Origin of the sequence: Corynebacterium sp. NML180780 (assembly GCF_007786415.1) — a bacterium.
GTDB classification, from domain to species: domain Bacteria; phylum Actinomycetota; class Actinomycetes; order Mycobacteriales; family Mycobacteriaceae; genus Corynebacterium; species Corynebacterium gottingense.
In genome coordinates this window covers 1-15,621 of record NZ_VNKN01000023.1, presented here as the reverse complement: position 1 = coordinate 15,621, position 15,621 = coordinate 1, and the positions used below count along the sequence as shown (strand labels likewise).

Annotated in this window: 7 protein-coding genes and 1 pseudogene; 1 reads left to right on the top strand and 7 read right to left on the bottom strand. The window is 61.7% G+C overall.

What is annotated here, in order from left to right; translation table 11 throughout:
* The 6 genes and pseudogenes from FPP74_RS12000 to FPP74_RS11975 all read right to left on the bottom strand — a co-directional run.
* A partial coding sequence (locus tag FPP74_RS12000; protein ID WP_144717136.1) for a transposase occupies positions 1 to 167 on the bottom strand: 167 nt, incomplete at its 3' end.
* Positions 168 to 221: 54 nt separating this feature from the next.
* Positions 222 to 966, bottom strand: a pseudogene (locus FPP74_RS11995) (dioxygenase); the annotation flags it as partial.
* A gap of 101 nt (positions 967 to 1,067) precedes the next feature.
* Positions 1,068 to 2,180: a hypothetical protein gene (locus FPP74_RS11990; RefSeq protein WP_144718822.1), complete on the bottom strand. Its 1,113-nt coding sequence runs from the start codon at positions 2,178 to 2,180 to the stop codon at positions 1,068 to 1,070.
* Between the two features lie 185 nt (positions 2,181 to 2,365).
* Positions 2,366 to 3,439 (bottom strand): hypothetical protein, encoded by a 1,074-nt coding sequence (locus FPP74_RS11985; protein ID WP_143340170.1) that lies wholly within the window; start codon positions 3,437 to 3,439, stop codon positions 2,366 to 2,368.
* Between the two features lie 97 nt (positions 3,440 to 3,536).
* Positions 3,537 to 8,120: a DNA methyltransferase gene (locus FPP74_RS11980; RefSeq protein WP_144718819.1), complete on the bottom strand. Its 4,584-nt coding sequence runs from the start codon at positions 8,118 to 8,120 to the stop codon at positions 3,537 to 3,539.
* Between the two features lie 25 nt (positions 8,121 to 8,145).
* Positions 8,146 to 11,022, bottom strand: coding sequence for a DEAD/DEAH box helicase (locus FPP74_RS11975; RefSeq protein ID WP_144718816.1), 2,877 nt, complete (start codon positions 11,020 to 11,022; stop codon positions 8,146 to 8,148).
* Between the two features lie 227 nt (positions 11,023 to 11,249).
* On the opposite strand from FPP74_RS11975, the gene FPP74_RS11970 reads away from it, so the two are divergent.
* The gene (locus FPP74_RS11970) at positions 11,250 to 13,034 is read left to right on the top strand and encodes an RNA-binding domain-containing protein (protein ID WP_233126986.1); all 1,785 of its coding nucleotides are present in this window, start codon (positions 11,250 to 11,252) and stop codon (positions 13,032 to 13,034) included.
* 51 nt (positions 13,035 to 13,085) lie between these two features.
* Here FPP74_RS11970 and FPP74_RS11965 read toward each other — a convergent pair whose 3' ends face one another.
* A complete protein-coding gene (locus tag FPP74_RS11965) occupies positions 13,086 to 15,086 on the bottom strand; it encodes a hypothetical protein (protein ID WP_144718813.1) in 2,001 nt (666 codons plus the stop codon).
* Positions 15,087 to 15,621 lie beyond the last annotated feature (535 nt).

Sequence of the window (15,621 nt, the reverse complement as noted above, 5' to 3'; positions counted from 1 at the left end):
TGGGCGACGCTGTCACGGTACCAGGCGCGTAACGTGTGGTGGGACACGCCAAGGAGCTCTCCGACTTCCTCGTACGCGCGTTGCCGTGAGCAGGACTCCAGACGGACCATCTCTAGGACTTGATGGATCGCCTTCTCCTTGAATTCGGCGGAATACTTTCTGGGCATAGTGCCAATCCTTCCTTAGCAGAGGTAGGAACTAAACCCAGGACGCTTCACCTCATCGTTTTCCACGTAGTCGCCGCCACGGAAGTACAGCTGGGTGGTGATCTCACGGAAACCAGGCTGCTTCACGCGCAGCCGGACGCCATGGGTGACCACCGTAGGACGCGATGAACTAGCCGGTCGGGCCGTCATGCGGAATCATGTACGGAGCAGGCTTTACGGTGGTGATCTCGTACTCGCCGTTCTCGTTGGTTACGATGGTGCCGCACAGGTCCCACTCCGGAATCACCGGTGCGTACTGGGAGTAGTAGCCCTCCTCATCCACGTGCCACAGCTCAACGGTCGCACCACCGAGGCCGTTGCCGTCGATGTCGATGACCTGGCCCTTGAAGATCAGCTGCTCAGACTCCTTGTCCGACTCACGCATCGGCATGGTGGTCTTCCACGGCAGTTCCGGTGCATCCGAGACGTAGTACGGGCCCTCAAACGAGCCAGTGGTGCCGGTGTAGTCGTGGCGGTTGTAGTTGATCTCCTCGATCTCGTGCTCAACGAACGCGTCGAGCCACAGCGGCCACTCGCCGTACTCGCCGACCTTGATCATCCAGTCCTTGAGCAAGCGGTACTCGTCATAGGTCACCTGGTGCTTGTGCGCGACATCAGCAATCGTCTTGAGCAGATCGGTGTAAATCTCGTTGGCGCGCTCCTTGGACGTATCCGACTTGTAGATGTGGTTCTGGAACGTAGCGGTAGCGGCGTTACCGGAACCCTTCGCGGCCGGATCCTCGGGCGGCAGCTTGAGTATTGTTCACTTCAGACATTGTTCTTCCTTACTTACTTGAGGTTCTTCATGAATACGTTGACGTCGTCGCACTGGATCAGGCCCCCGGATATCGTCAAAAGCAACTACGCAGCAGGCAAATCCTTACCCTCGCCCAACTCTCCATCTCCAACCATTGCTGCGCCATAAACGGGGATGAAATAAATAATAGCAACAGTGAAGAAGCGCGCGGCAGTGACGTTTTCCGCAAGCAATAACCCTAGGACTTGATCCATATACGCGATAACTGATCCACCGAAAGCGACCAGACTGCCGGATTGCGTGAGGGGGAGTTCGTTGAGATTGAAACCGAACAGAGCTTGTGAAATCGAAGGCTTAAGAGCACCGTTTTCGGTGATTTGATTCTCAACGTATTCAACAGCCTGCGCGTCCCCAACTAAGTCGTCGATATCATCAGGGGTTTCCACGGGGACATCGAGATTGAGTTCGTTTTCAAGCCGTTCAAAGCCGCGCAGAACGCTGTCAATACTCTGCGTGCGGTAGTGTTCACCGACAATTTTTGATGCTGCGGAGTACTCCTCAAAGTCGGGAAAAGCTGCCGGATACCCTTTCAGAGCAATCTGCGCCCCTGGTGAGAATCCCAGCCCCTGCATCTGCTTCAGCAACTGTTCAGGAGCAGTCAGGTCCTTGGTCGCTTGATTGATGAGCTCGGTGAGCCCTCGCACAACCAGTGCTTGTCCACTTAATGCCTGCGTTGCAGCAATGCCTTGGGTTACGGCTGAAAAGTTAAGTCCCGCGAGCATGTTCTTTGGTGGGATGACTTCGCCAGTTCCAGCAAAAGCGGAAATATCCGGCAAAGGATTGCCGATTTTCGCGAAGTCAGCCATTGAAGTTTGCAGCCCAGTCATCTCTTTCAATACTGAAGATTCGAATCCCATATTCATGCCACGTCGTATTGCTTCGACAGCTTTGAATGTTTGGTCATCGCGCATTTTCAGAAAGGCGGATGCTGCGTTGGCGGATGTTTGTACCTGGCTGAGGGCTTGCATGACTCCACTGTTTTTGAAGTCAATGTAGGGACTCGTACCCAGTTTCATGGATGCGTTGATATTTGCTATTTGTTGCGCGAGGGCTTTGGAGCCTGCAAGGCCTGCAGCACTGTTTGCGATGTCGCTTTGTATTTTCCCGAACCAATCCAAGTTGGGGTTCGGCTTCGAGCTGTTGCCGTCGTGGGGCATCGTGTCACCTTTCTAGGGCGGGGTGGGCCGTATTGAGGTGATTATCTCACATGGGCGTCATTCCCTTCACCGCATTGCAGAACTCGTGTTCTATGAAACGCTGTCTTGTGATGACACTGTGGCCGGTGTTCGTTGACCAAGAGGCGATGTGGCGTGTTCAAAAGATTTCGCCATAGCACCTCACGTTATTTCTGAGCCTGGGAGGCGAAGACACTGCAAACAAGCATCGCTGATTGAATGCAGTTTCGCTGGTTGTATTGCCGTTTCGAAACATGGTGCACGGAAGCATGCCGAGAGTATTGATACGGGACTGGGTCATTTCGATCAGGCCAGTATGCCGCATGAGCATTCCACACCGGTAACCAAACGAGGGACTCACGCAAAGTCATTCGGTCGATGACTTCCGGGATTTCATCCTCAGCTTTCCTGTTTTTTATGACTTTCCTCTCGTCTCCCTCAAAACGAAAAGAGACAAGCGAATCGAGAATCGTCGTAAATAGGGCTTGTGCAGCTTTCTCATGGCCTTGCCGGGCCACCTCCAACGCCTCATCGACAAAAGGACGAAGCTTTTCGATTCTCGGCGCAACCACAACTCGAATTGCAGTCTCACAGTCGTCCAGAATTCTCCGAGAGTATCTGTTCAGTAGTGCTCGCTGGTCTTTTACGGTTTCTGCGGCAATAATCTTGATAGCTATTTCTTCGCTCGGTACCTCACAGATGGGAATCGAACCACCCTCCACAAAGCACACCACCTCATCAGGTGTGATTCGGCCGGCAAGGTTCCGGAGATTCGGTGGCAGCAGCGCTCTATGCGCCGCATTGAAAACCCCCTGGTCAATCGACGGTTGCAGGAGCGAAGTTATCTGTCGCTGTAGATCTTCGACAAGCTTTTCATACGCGTGAAAGTGGTCTGCTTGTAGCCTTTCCACCACCTTCCACTGATCTTCAACCAGATTTCTCGCGTAGCTGAATGAAGCATCTTGCGCATCAAGCACCGACTTAGAAAGGGCTTGTATCGACGAAAGAGTTGATTGATAGGTTGCACCAACTTTATTCGCTTCAGCGAGGGTTAGAGCAGACGGCAAAGGGATGCCGACAACTGGAGACATCCACTCTTGCACGGCGCTTTCGGCAATTTCCGCTACTGGTCCCACTAGCTCATGTAAAGAAAGCCCATTTGTCGCCTTGAAGATTTCCGCTAGAGCCTTATTAGTGCTTAAAAGGCTCGACCCCGCTTTTAACTCGCCTAGATCCAGCACGCTCCGTCCTCCCTCTCTCCTTCGCAAAACTCAACGCTCCTTGAGTCTTCCCAGCTTCACGATCGCGGCCTGTGAGAGCAGCGAAAGTCGTTTGTAGCTAGGAACCGTGTTGACCTAACCGCTCATAGGCTTCCTTCAAGGAAGCTTCCCTGTCTAGCTGACTAAATGGGTACTCCAACACGTACGTCACATCGGATTGCGGGTGTACCCACGTGCGATCTGTTTCCGAAAGTTCCTGGCCATCCTTCAACCTCGCATCGGCTTTGAGGATCTCCTTAGGAACGAATCGTCCGTTCGCGTCAAAACGATCCTCCTCGTCGTAGCGACGCATAACGGGGAACTGCGTGCGATAGATCATGCAGAGTTCATCGGCGGTGACGCCGAGTGAAAGTGCCACAATCGCGTCAATCTCAATTTGCGCGAGCTGCCGATCCCAGGCATTCCGCAATGGGGTGTCGTAGGTCCAGGTTTGACCCGTGCTCTCTTCCCAAAGTGGTGCATAGGCCTCAGTGAGGCAGTTGAGCTCAAGAAATCTCTGCACAAGCAGTTTCTCTAACTCCCCGAACTCCGGCAACGGTAATGAGTCAATCGTGGGCCCATAAAGATTCGCAAGACCTGTAGCCCGCAACTGAAAATCTACGAGGAGCGAGGACAAAGATGCTCCAACAAGTATTGCGTTAGTTACATTAGAGGGCGCACCGCCGCTATGAATGCCATGCACATGCGCAGCTCCAGGAGGTATTACCACTGGGTAGAGAGTTCTAAACCCAGTAGTTGCCGCCATTGCTCGCCAACCGACCCGATAACAATTTCTCGATGGAACGCGTTCACCATCGACCTCCCACGATGTGTAATCAGTGTCGTACGTAGGCTTGGTTTCGCGATCTGGCTGATACGCCGTCGCTGGGATGAAGTCCGCGGGCATCGCCTCAAGGTCAATTTCGGACCAGTCCTGGTTGTGCTTCAGCGTCGGGTTCGGCTGCTTGATCATCGGCGTCGAGACGCCGAGGTGTGGCCCCTGGAGGATCACGTCGTCCCAGGACTTAGGGTGGGCCCAATCGACGTCGAAATACCCCTTCTTCTTGTCGGAAGTCTCGTGCCAGCCAGAAGAGAACTTGAGTCCGAGAGAACCAATGCGTGGTTTATCGGCAAGCTTTGCCAAAACAGTAGCGGCCTCCGTATTGACGGTGTAGACCATTCGGCTGTCGGCAATCGCGACTTCGTTATCCTCGAGGATAGAGTGCCATGTCTCAAGGACAGACATATTGACCACTTGGATACGCTCGTGGTGGGGGCGAAGGTCCCAGTTGTTTTTGTCGTCCTTGAGACCTGGCAGCGTACCGGAACCATCATGAGTCAGTGATTCTTCGATGGTCTGCGGATGGTACAACGACGCCGCGTGCTCAAATGCAGGCTCGTTTCGGAGCGAACCGTAGGTATGCACGCCATAGGCGTTGTGGTGGTCAATATCGAAGAGCACAAGCTCGTTGATGAATTGCCAGTGACGACGCAACCGGAAGTACGCCCCGTGCCGAAGGGCCACCGCACCCTTTTCGGTGAAGTGCGACTCCGGGTGGATCAGCGAGACCACGCCGTCTTCGCGCATATTCCCCCATGTGCGGTCCATAAACCCGCGGTACAGGTCAGGCCTCTGGTCCTTCAGGTGCGGAAAGTTGGGAATGTTGCCCAGGACAGCTGCCGTCGCAACCGTGTCGCCGACGCCGTTGTACACAACCTCGGCGACTCGCGGGTGGTCGTCTAGTGCTTCCCGGCGCGCGTTTTTCTCGGACTGTTTCGGCTTGTGGGCGAGCTCGAACCAGGGGTCGATCTCCGCGTAGAGGCCGTCCAGGCTCACGTCGGGCCGCACCCACGGCGGGTTACCCACCTGTAGGTCGAAGCCACCGCGGGCAAAGACGGCGGCGAAGTCCAGGTCCCAGTGCAAAAAGCCCTGGTCCTCGGCAACCTGGCGCACGGTGTGCAGCCACGGGTGGAGCTCCAGGACCTTGTCCAGGGGCTTGGCGCCGGACAGGCTCAGGTTCATGTCCTCGTGGTGGTTCAGCTCTTCCCAGGTGTCCGCGTTGGCGATGATGGTCTGCGCCTCGTCGCGGGCTTGGGCCTCAATGCCGAGGAGGTCCTCCAGGGTTTCGAGGTACTCGTCGAAGGAGGGCAGGGCTGTGTGGACCTCGCCTTCGGCGTCGACCTGGATCTCGGTAAGCGGCCAGAAGGTCAGTGCGTTCCACGCATCGAGGGCGAGGCGTAGGCGTCGGTAAGCACCCTGCTCATTATTCAGCAGGTCGCGTTCGATTTCTGCGCGGGTGACGTTGCGCGAGGTGGGCGTGTGCTCGCGGCCCCACAGGGGGATGTCGCGGCGGATCTGCTGCTCCGCGATCTTCATACGGGTCAGGGCGAAGGCCCACAGGGTCTCCACGCGGGCGGCCAGGCGGGTGAGTTGCTTCTTTTGGGGGCCGCGGGGGTCGGTGAGCACGCTGCGTCGCCAAGCGGCAAGGGCCTTTTGCTCCGGGCCGGCGAGCTTCTTCAAGTCCTTCGCGGCGTGGGCCGCGCCCCAGGTCTGGGAGGGCAGCAGGAAGTGGTGGATGCGGCCGGCGGCGCGGGGGTCGCGGTGGCCGGCGTCGATAGCCTGCGCGAGGTTGGCCACGGACTCCCGGCGCGGCACGGCGGTGAGCCACGCCTTCTTCTTCAGCTGGGAGGGGTCATACGTTGAGCGCAGGGCGCCGATGAGCGAGTTGCCGCGGCGCAGGTGCAGGCCGAACCAGGGGGCGGTGAGCTCGCCGGTCATAGTGTCGAGCCACAGGGAGATCTCCGCGAGCTCCACCGCGGTGGGGTTGAGGTCCACGCCGTAGACCTGGTGCAGGGCGATGTGGGCCTTGACCTTCTGCAGTTCGCGGGTGCGGTCCTCGGGTGGCACCTGCTCGCCGAGTTCGGCTTCGCGCAGCTTGAGGTAGCGCTCCGCGAGCTGGCGTACGGCTTCCACGGCGAAGGCACCGGAGCCCATGGCGGGCTCGCAGATAGTGAGAGCCAGGATGTCCTCGGCCGTCTGGATGCGGCCTTCCTCCTCGAGGACCTCGAGGGCCTGGCCGACGGTGAACTGGGTGAGCACCTCCGGGGTGTAGAAGGAAGCGGAGCGCTCGCGGTCGCGGCTGGACTGGCGGAATACGAAGGAGCCACGCTTGTGCTCGCGGCGCGCTGGGGCGTAGCCGCCCTCCGGCTGCTCGCGCATCTCCATGACGAAGCTGTCCTCCGGCACCGAGCTTGCCCTACCGACGGGGAGGACCCAGGAGCCCTTGGAGGCGTTGCCGCCCGGCGCGACCTCGTAGAGGTCTTCCTGGGCGATGAAGCCGTGGTAGGACATGAGGCCCTCGTACACCTGGCCGAGCTCGGTCACGCCGAGGGTGGCATAGGAGATGAAGCCGCGGTCTTTTCCTGCCTTCTCCTTAGACAGCAGGAGGCGCTGCAGGACCTGGGTGAGCGCCTCGTTGGACAGCTTCGTGCCGCTGAGCAGGGAGGTCGCCTCCGGTTTGAAGAGGTCCGCCTCCAGGTTGCGGAAGGTCAGGCCCTCGTTCTGAGCGTCCTCGTCCGCGTTCTCCGTCTGCTCCGGGTGGTGGCCGTGGTTGACCTGGTCGAAGAGGACCTGCAGCGAATCATAGAGGTGGGTGCCGCGCCGGGCTTGCTCGGTAAGCGGGGGAGTGAGCGCGTAGTCGCGCAGGCGGTCCAGGCCGTAGCCGTCGACGTACTCCGCGGCGCCGGTGGGCAGGATCTGCAGTTCTGGCGACGCCTCGGCGAACAGGAGGAAGAGGATGCGGTACAGGTAGCGCAGGGACTGGCGGGCCAGCTCGTTGCCGTCGACGTCCTCGAGCGGGAGGCCCTGATCCTTGCGGCGTTCAAGGACGTCGTTGCCGATGAGCTCGATGGATTCGCGCACGGCGTCGCGAAGGTCCTCGGAGACCTTGACGGCGTGGTTGCGCGCTGCTTCGAGAACCTCGGCCCACCACGTGGTGCCGTCGGCGGCGCGCTCCAGGTTCTCGCGCGCCAGGATCACGGCCGTGCGCTGCAGCTCGCCGCCCTGCTTTACCTCGTTGCGCTCCACCACCAACTGCACGTTGACGCCCAGGTAGCGGCCCAACGCCCAGGTCTCGCGGTGGGCGAGCACCACCCAGGGGCCGGCGAGGACGACGATGAACTCCGGGGCGTTATCGGTGAGGAAGAGCTCGCCGACCAGCTTGGCCACCGGGAGGGGCTCTGGCTCGCGGTCCTTGCGCGTGATGCCGCCAACGACGGTGGTGGAGGTGATGTCCTCTAAGTTCTCGATCGGGTCGGCGTTGAGCACGATCAGCGTGTCGTCGGCACCCGCCCAGCCCTGGTACGCCACGGTGTGGTTGGCGCGCTCGAAGGTGCGGGTGGTGGGGGCGCCGTAGCCGAGCGCGCGGCGCAGCGTGTGCTGGGCGGCGTCCTGGTCGGCGGTGGCGTAGGCGTTCTGGAGCTCGCCGCGGGCCTTCTTGAAGCGCTCGGCAGGCGAGAGGCTGCCCGTCTCCTTTTCCAGGTCCTTCCACTCCTTCACGCGCGCCTTGACCGACTTGGTGAAGGACTCGCCCTTCTCATCGGTGGTGAAGAAGTGGTCGCTGATCCATTCATCAACGTTGATGAGTGAGTCGTAGGACGCCATCGGGGTCTCCTTACGCGGTGTGTGGTTACTGGGTGTTGGGCAGGGCTGGCAGGACCAGGACGAGGGGGCGGATGAGTTCGCGGTCCGGTGCGAGCGAGGCGATGAGCTGCTTCTCCTGCTGCAGGAGGTGCTGGGAGCGGCGCACGATGCGCGAGCTCAGGGCCGTCTGGGTGTCGTACTTGGAGTGCTCCCAGTTCTCCGCGCGCTGCATCCAGTAGTCAATGCGCTCCTGGGCCTGCGTGCGCGCCGCCTGCATCATCGGGGTGAGCTGGCCGCGGGCCACGGTCACCGAGTCCGCGATGAGCTGCTGCGCGTTCTCCGGCAACTCCAGGTCGCCGGTGTTGATCGCGTCGGCGGTGAGCCCCACGCCGTGCAGCCAGTCCACCGGGTTGAGGATGGTTTGGGGCAGGATCCCGTTGGCCACGGTGACGAAGGCGCGCGAGACCACCTGGCCGCGCTTGTTGGTCAGCGTGGCCATGAGCAGGACGGTGGGGAAGTCGAGCGTGCCTGCAGCGGCGCGGATGGCGGGGATCTGCCCGCCGGACAGGGAGGCGAGCGCGCGGTCCGCGGCCCAGTCCGTCACCGGGTGCAGCGGCCCGAGGAAGTGGGCGCGGGGCCAAGTGGAGCCGTCGTCGCCGGTGCGGGCGCGGCGCAGGAGGTCGTTGCCCAACTCGCGCGTGGTGGCCAGCTGGAAGGATTCGCGCACGCGCCGCTGCGCCAGGTAGTCCTGCGGCAGCACGTCCAAGCGGCGGCGCAGGTCCTCCGGGGGCGCGAGCTCCGCCACGCCGTTGGGGTGTTGGGCGAACGCCACGCCCTTGTTAGTCAGCGGCTTCTCCGGGGCGTTGTGGAAGGCGGCGTTCAGCGCGTCCTGCAGGTACGCGATCTCCGAGGGGTACAGGCTCGTCGCCCCCGTGGAGGTCGGCGCGCCGGTGCCAGTGGGTTCCGGTGGTGCCGCGGGTGGGGTGGTGCGGTTGAGGCGGGCGAGGAGGGCGTCGATAAGCGACTGCTCATCCTGCGGTTCCTCCTCGGCAACGGTCTCGGCGCGCTTGACCACATCGTCGAAGCCCGCGCTGCCCTGCAGCACCTTGCGGATCACGTCCTCCTCGCCGCGGACCGTGTGCTTGCCCATGAGCGAGGCGACGTCGCCCAGCACCGCGTGGGCCTCGTGCTCGCGGTCGATGAGGCGGCGCAGCACGTGCAGCTCACCGACGCTCGCGTCCTCCGTATCCAGCAGCAACGCCGTGATCTGCGGCGGGTGGGTTTGCCCGTAGCGGTCGACGCGGCCGTTGCGCTGCTGGATGCGGATCAGCGACCACGGGATGTCATAGTGCACCAGGTCATGGCACAGCGTGTGCAGGTTCACGCCTTCCGACGCCACGTCACCCGTCACCAGGACGCGCAGGGGAGAATCCGTCCGCTTGAACTCGTCCACCAGGCGCATCTGCTCCTGGTCCGACAGGCTGCCGTGCATGACCGCGATGGCGTCCTTGCCCAGGTTGAGGTCCTTGGACAGGTGCTCCTTGAGCCAGTGCAGGGTGGCGACGCGCTCTGAGAAGATGACCGCGCGCGTGGGGGAGCGCTTGCCCACGCCGATCTCCTGCAGGTAGTTGACCAGGGCGGCGTACTTGTTGGAGTTCTGGCGCGTGACCTTGGCGTTGAGCGCTCGGAGGCGCTCGAGGGCCTCGCGCTCGTTGGCGTCCGTGGTGCGCCTGAGCCGGGTGGTGATCGTCTCCTCGAGCGCGGCCGGCGAGGAGAGGAATGCCTTGACCAGGGTCCAGGGGAAGAGGTGGTCCTTGGTGTTACGTGTGTTGAGCCACGCGTCCTGCAGCTCACGCGCCACCGCGTTCTCCTCCGCCGAGGCCTCCACCGGGATGTTGCGCGGCTCCGCGCGCTCCGCCCACTTCGGGCCCACCACGCTGGCCACCTCCTCGCTGTGGCGGTGGCGACGGATGACCAGGCGGTCCACGGCGTTTTTGTCAATCTCCCCGTTGGGCCGCACCGCCGTGGGGTCCAGCAAGCGCAGGATCTCCTTGAAGGACTCCGGGTCGCCGTTGTGCGGGGTTGCGGAGGCGAGCAGCAACGACTCCGTGGTGGGGGCGAGCGTCTTGGCCAGCTTATTGTTGTTCGTCCCGGCGTTGGTGGCGTTGTGGATCTCATCCATCACCACCACGTCCCAGCGCACCTTCTCCAGGTTGATCAGATGCTTTTCTGCCTTGAGCGTGTCCAGCGAGACGATCACGCGGGAGAAGTACGTGAACGGGTTGCGGCTGCCCGGCAGCTTCTGCTTGATCTGCTGGATACCCGCGGAATCCAGGCGCACCAGCGGGATGGCAAAGCGCGTCCACATCTCCTGCTGGAACTGCTCCATGATGTGCTTCGGCGTGACCACCAGGATGCGCTCGCCGCGGCCGCGCCGGATCAACTCCGCCAGGATCATGCCGATTTCCAGCGTCTTGCCCAGGCCGACGGCGTCCGCGATGAGGATGCGGGGGCGCAGGTTCTCATCCGACAGCGCCTTCTTCACCGCCGAGAGCTGGTAGTCCAGCGGGTCCATGAGCATGTCCTCCGCCACCGACAGCTCGTCTTGGTACAGCGGGACCGGGGTCTGGCGCAGCGTGGTCTCCAGCCACAAGCGCGACGTGCGGTAGCCGGGGGAGTCGTCTGGGACGACGCGGACCCGCGCCGGGTCCACCACCTCCACGTGGTCGATGGCGGTGTAGAAGCTGGCGGTGGAGTCGCGCACGAAGTCCGACAGGCCGCGCACCGTGAGCAGGAAGCCGTCCACCGCCTGCGTGACCTTGGTGATCAGCCACAGCTCGTCGCGGACCCGGACCGTGAGGCCGGGGGCGTAGACGGGGGTTGAGGTGGCGCTGGCTGCGGTGCTGGCGTCGGCGGGAGTCATGCCGATCATGGTAGTTGGCTGTGAGGGGTGTGCTGTGTGGGTGGTGTTGGGGTGGGGCGACGGGGCGTCGATAAGCGGGCGCGAACTCTGAGTTCGATTTCCAACAATCGCACTCAAACCATAACTCAAAATCGCATTCAGGATTGGCCTTTATCGCCGTGAGCTGCTGCTTTATGGTTTTCGTTTGAGTTATACTTTGAGTTCGGGTTTGAGTTATACTTTGCAAGGTGAGTCAGAATACCGTTCGCGAATACGTCGAAAAGCTGCGAGACATTGGCAACGATACCTACCGGATCGAAGCCAAGGATGCCTCCGGCGGTCTTCCAGAGAGCATTACTGAGACACTCTCCGCTTTCGGGAACATGCCGGAGGGCGGGGTGATCCTGCTTGGCGTGGCCGAGGACGGTGGCACCTTCCCGGTGACCGGCATTGCTGACCCCAAAACCATGGAGAGCCAATTGGCAAACAAGGCACGGCAAAAAATCGTGCCTCCCCTCCAACTCGGAGCGATAGAAACCGCGACTATCGAAGGCAAAACGGTACTCCAGTGCGTCGTGCCGCCCCAACCGTCGGACCGGAAGCCATTTCGAGTCGGTAGAGGGGGCCCGGCCTACATCCGTAGCGGCGACGGCGATTACGAGCTTGACTCAAACGAAGAACTCTTCCTCGTCTCGCAGCGGGGCGTGCCCAAGCACGACCGCGCCCCGGTCGAAGGTGCAAGCGTTGAACGTGACCTGGACCCAGAACTTCTCGAACAGTATCTGGAACGAGAACTCTCCCAATCGAAGCGACTCGCCCGTTTGCCGAGGCAAGAGCAGCTCATCAAAACCAATGTCGTCGCGCCGGAAACGGGTGAGCCAACCGTTGCAGCGGTCTACGCACTGGGCATCCACCCACAGCAATTCTTGCCGCTCACGGTGAAAGCGCATGTCACACGCAATCCGTCCGACCCCAAATCGGTCCGCATGCGCGATAAGGAAGAGTTCACGGGTCCCGTCCCTGATCTGCTGGACGCAGTAGTGGATTGGGTGACCGATCACCTGCAAACCAGTATCACGTTCTCGGACGGCCACGGCAAAGACGTTCCGGAGATACCCATCTTGGCCATCCGCGAGATCGTTGCCAACGCGCTCGTCCACCGCGACCTCTCCCCCGCCAGCTTGCTCGCGTACACCCAGGTGGTGAAGCAGCAGGACAAACTCATCGTGGTGAACCCTGGTGGGCTGTGGGGGCTGACCGAGCGCGAGTTGGGCAACACCGGCCCCCGCGCCAGAAACCCCGTTTTGTACCGCATGTGCACCGCGGTGAAGACGTCGAGGGGCAACCGCGTCATTGAGGCAAGCGCAACAGGTATTCCCGCTGTACGTGAGGCGCTTCACGACGCCTTCCTGCCCGCCCCCTACTTCAAGGACCGCGTCATCGATTTCCAGGCGATCTTGACATCCTCAACGATGCTCTCCGAAGATGACGTCGCGTGGGCATCGCGCCTACCAGGCGGGGAGAGGTTCTCCACTGCGCAACGCCACGCGCTGATACGGATGCGCAACGGCGAAGAGCTCACCAACGCAACGTACCGCGAGGAGTTCCCCATGGACTCGACTCGGGCGCGGACAGAGCTACAACAGCTCGTGGAGTACGGCCTCGCCACTACTCGAGGACAAGCCGGAGGCACCGTATATTCCTTCCGGCACGACGCGGAAGACGACCTTGCACGCAACCACGCGGACGGCAGCGCCACCACGCGGCGGGAAGATTCGGACCCTGACGTTCCAAATCGGAAATATCTCCGCCTGGAAGAGAAGATCCAACTCATTCAGCACGTCCTGGAGAATGCGGGTCACCCACTGACCAAGCGGGAGATTGGTGAGCAGACTGGCATGAGCTATGGCCAAATGACTCCGGCGCTCAAACGAATGGCCGAAATTGGTGAGATTACGTTTACCGAGAAGTACTGGAACGCGAAGAATCAGCGGTACGCACTCCCACACTGGCCAACTTCGGGCTCAAGCTAGCTCAAGCTAGCTGGCGCGGGTCATGCCCCGAACCATAACTCAAAGTCGCATTCAGGATTGGTGTTTATCGCCGTGAGCTGCTGCTTTATGGTTTGCGTGTGAGTTATACTTTGAGTTCTGGTTTGGGCGGAAGACGCCGCGCAGCTTCGGGCTGAGCAGGAATGCCGTGATGGTAAGCACCAGAATCACCGAGATGACGAAGGCGCCGTACGAGGAATCGTCGCGCGGCCACAGATCGATCAGGCCCGGGATGGCCAGGGCGGTACCGACGATCGCGAGGTTGATGTTGAACTGCTCGCGGCGATCCTGCGCCTGCTCCGCGCGTCGGCGCTTCACGTTATCCAGCGCCACGCGGATCGCATCGCCCTGCGTCTTGTAAATGTCCTTGCGCAGCTCCAGCTCGGACGCGACCTCGTGGAAATCGTCGCGCGTACCGGTCTCCTTGAGCATGTGATGCAGCACCGCCGTATCCACCGGCCGGCCGCTCACCGACTCGTACCAGAGGTAGTCGCGGAAGATGACAAATTCCGTCTGAATGTCCTCGAAGTCGCGCAAGCTGGAGCGCAAGATTTTCGACGCCAACTCCACGTCCTCGTCGTCCCACTCCGGCTTCCGGCGGACCGCTTCCAACTCCTCGGAGCCGAAGGACATGCGACGCATCTGCTTCGCCATCACGGACAGGTAGTTGTCCGCCCGGCGGACCAGGATGGCCAGGTCGACGAGGCGGGTGCCGGTGAGCATCCAGAAGTTGTTGTTGCGGTTCTCAATCGGCGAGCGGCGCACCACCGCCAGCCCGTTCTCATCAGAATGCACCGTCCAATCCTGGAACAGCTGCACCCGCGACGCGTCCAGCGAGACCTGGTCCATCGCCGTGAGCTCCGGACTGTAATCGTCGGCGCGTGTGGCCAAGAACCACGCCCACGCGTCGTGGCGCGTCCAGGTGCCTAAGCCCTCGCGGAGAGAGCTGCGCATGCGGCGGGGCAACGCGGGCTCGTCGCAGGCCGGGATCGCCGTGATCGTGGTGTAGGGGCGCGTTGCCAGCGGGCGCCGGCGATCCCCCTTCACGTAGGCGGTGCCGCCGCGGCTGACCTGCAGCTGTGCGCCGCCGAGGACCTCGTTGACCCTATCGAAGCACATCTCGAGGAGGTTCCTGGTCCGCGGCTCCTCGCCGGGCCGCCCCACTTTGACCTTGCTGCGCGGGCGGTGCAACGACTTCGACACCGCCTCGAACGCGTCGCCGGAACAGTGCTCCGCAACCACGTGGAGCACCAGGAATTGGTTGCGGAACTCCCGCGCGTCCGTGTCTGGTGTGTCCGGCGTGTCGAGTTGGTTGGCAGTATCGGCGTACTTGAGCTCCGGGCCCTGGTAGTCCAGGAGCTCAGCGCAGGTGAGGGTGACGGAGGCGAGGGGATTTGTGGCGTCGATAAGCGAAAAGCTCGAGTCCACGGGAGCCTGACGCGGATCCGCTGGCGGCTCCTTGCCGTTTTCCGGGGTGATGTCCGGCTGGAACAGGAAGCGGCGGGCCGAGACGCTCATGCCGTGGCGATTGCGCGAGGGGGCGAATTCCGACGCCCCGCCCTTCGCGTCCAGCGCGTCCGCGCCCATCGACTCATTGAGCGGGCTGCGGAAATGCACGTTCGCGCCGCGGTGGAAGACGCGCGGCGAATACCTCCAGGCCGGCTGATCCAGCTTCCGCTCCCGCTCCATGGTCTCCGGGTTGCGGTAGGTGTTGCGCGCCTCGTCGAACGCGGGGACCTGGATCGACTTGATGCCGCGGAAACGGCCCGGCGCCCAGCGGGTGAAATCGGCGCCGTCGAAGGCCCCCACCGGGAGCGGGACAATCACCGCGAAGTGCGCGAGGCGCCACTCCGGGAGCTCGTCCTTCGTGGCCTCGAAGTCCGCGGGCAGGTCAAACTTGGCACCCTGCAGGTCGTAGGCCAGGTTTATCTGGACGTCGTTGGCCTCATCGGGCGTGAGGTCCTCGGCGCGGCGGGAAGACGCGTGCTGGTCGTGCTGCTTTTGCGTGGGCGTGTCGTGCGTGGAGCGGGTCATGGCGCCTTCGGATTTCGGGGCTGGAGATGAGGTGCATGCGGACTGTCTGTGCGCTGACATAGTACGCCAGGCGAGGGGAATGCGCCGGGTGAAACGGGTGGGGGTAGTGCGAAATTCGTTACTCTGAGCTGGGTTTTTCTTGATTTGGTGCGTGTGAGGCGCTGCCGGGGTAGACGTATTGGGCAATCCGTGCCATACTGCAATGAGCAGGCCCCTTCGCCCACGGCTCACCCCCCCGAAGCCGGAAGAGCGTTCAACACCCCCCCCATTTAGAACGCGAGTGTGCGAGGGGGTTCTGCGTTGCCGTAGGGAGGATCGGTGGGGGTTGAGCATTGCGGCGAGTATCGGCCTCGTCATTGCTCTCGGCACCCACATGACGAGATCACCCTGACGAAGATGCGACAAAAAGGGCCTGCGGATGTTTTGTTGGAGTGCCCCCGTGGGCTTGTGTGTTGTTGTTTAGACTCCAAGTGCTTGGCGGTGTTCGGCGATGGTGACATAGCCGTTGCCTAGCGTCGACTTCAGCCTGGTGTGG

Excerpts from the sequence above, each read along its gene's own strand:
- FPP74_RS11990 (WP_144718822.1), bottom strand. The coding sequence starts at position 2,180 with ATGCCCCACGACGGCAACAGCTCGAAGCCGAACCCCAACTTGGATTGG.
- FPP74_RS11980 (WP_144718819.1), bottom strand. The coding sequence starts at position 8,120 with ATGGCGTCCTACGACTCACTCATCAACGTTGATGAATGGATCAGCGAC.
- FPP74_RS11975 (WP_144718816.1), bottom strand. The coding sequence starts at position 11,022 with ATGACTCCCGCCGACGCCAGCACCGCAGCCAGCGCCACCTCAACCCCC.
- FPP74_RS11965 (WP_144718813.1), bottom strand. The coding sequence starts at position 15,086 with ATGACCCGCTCCACGCACGACACGCCCACGCAAAAGCAGCACGACCAG.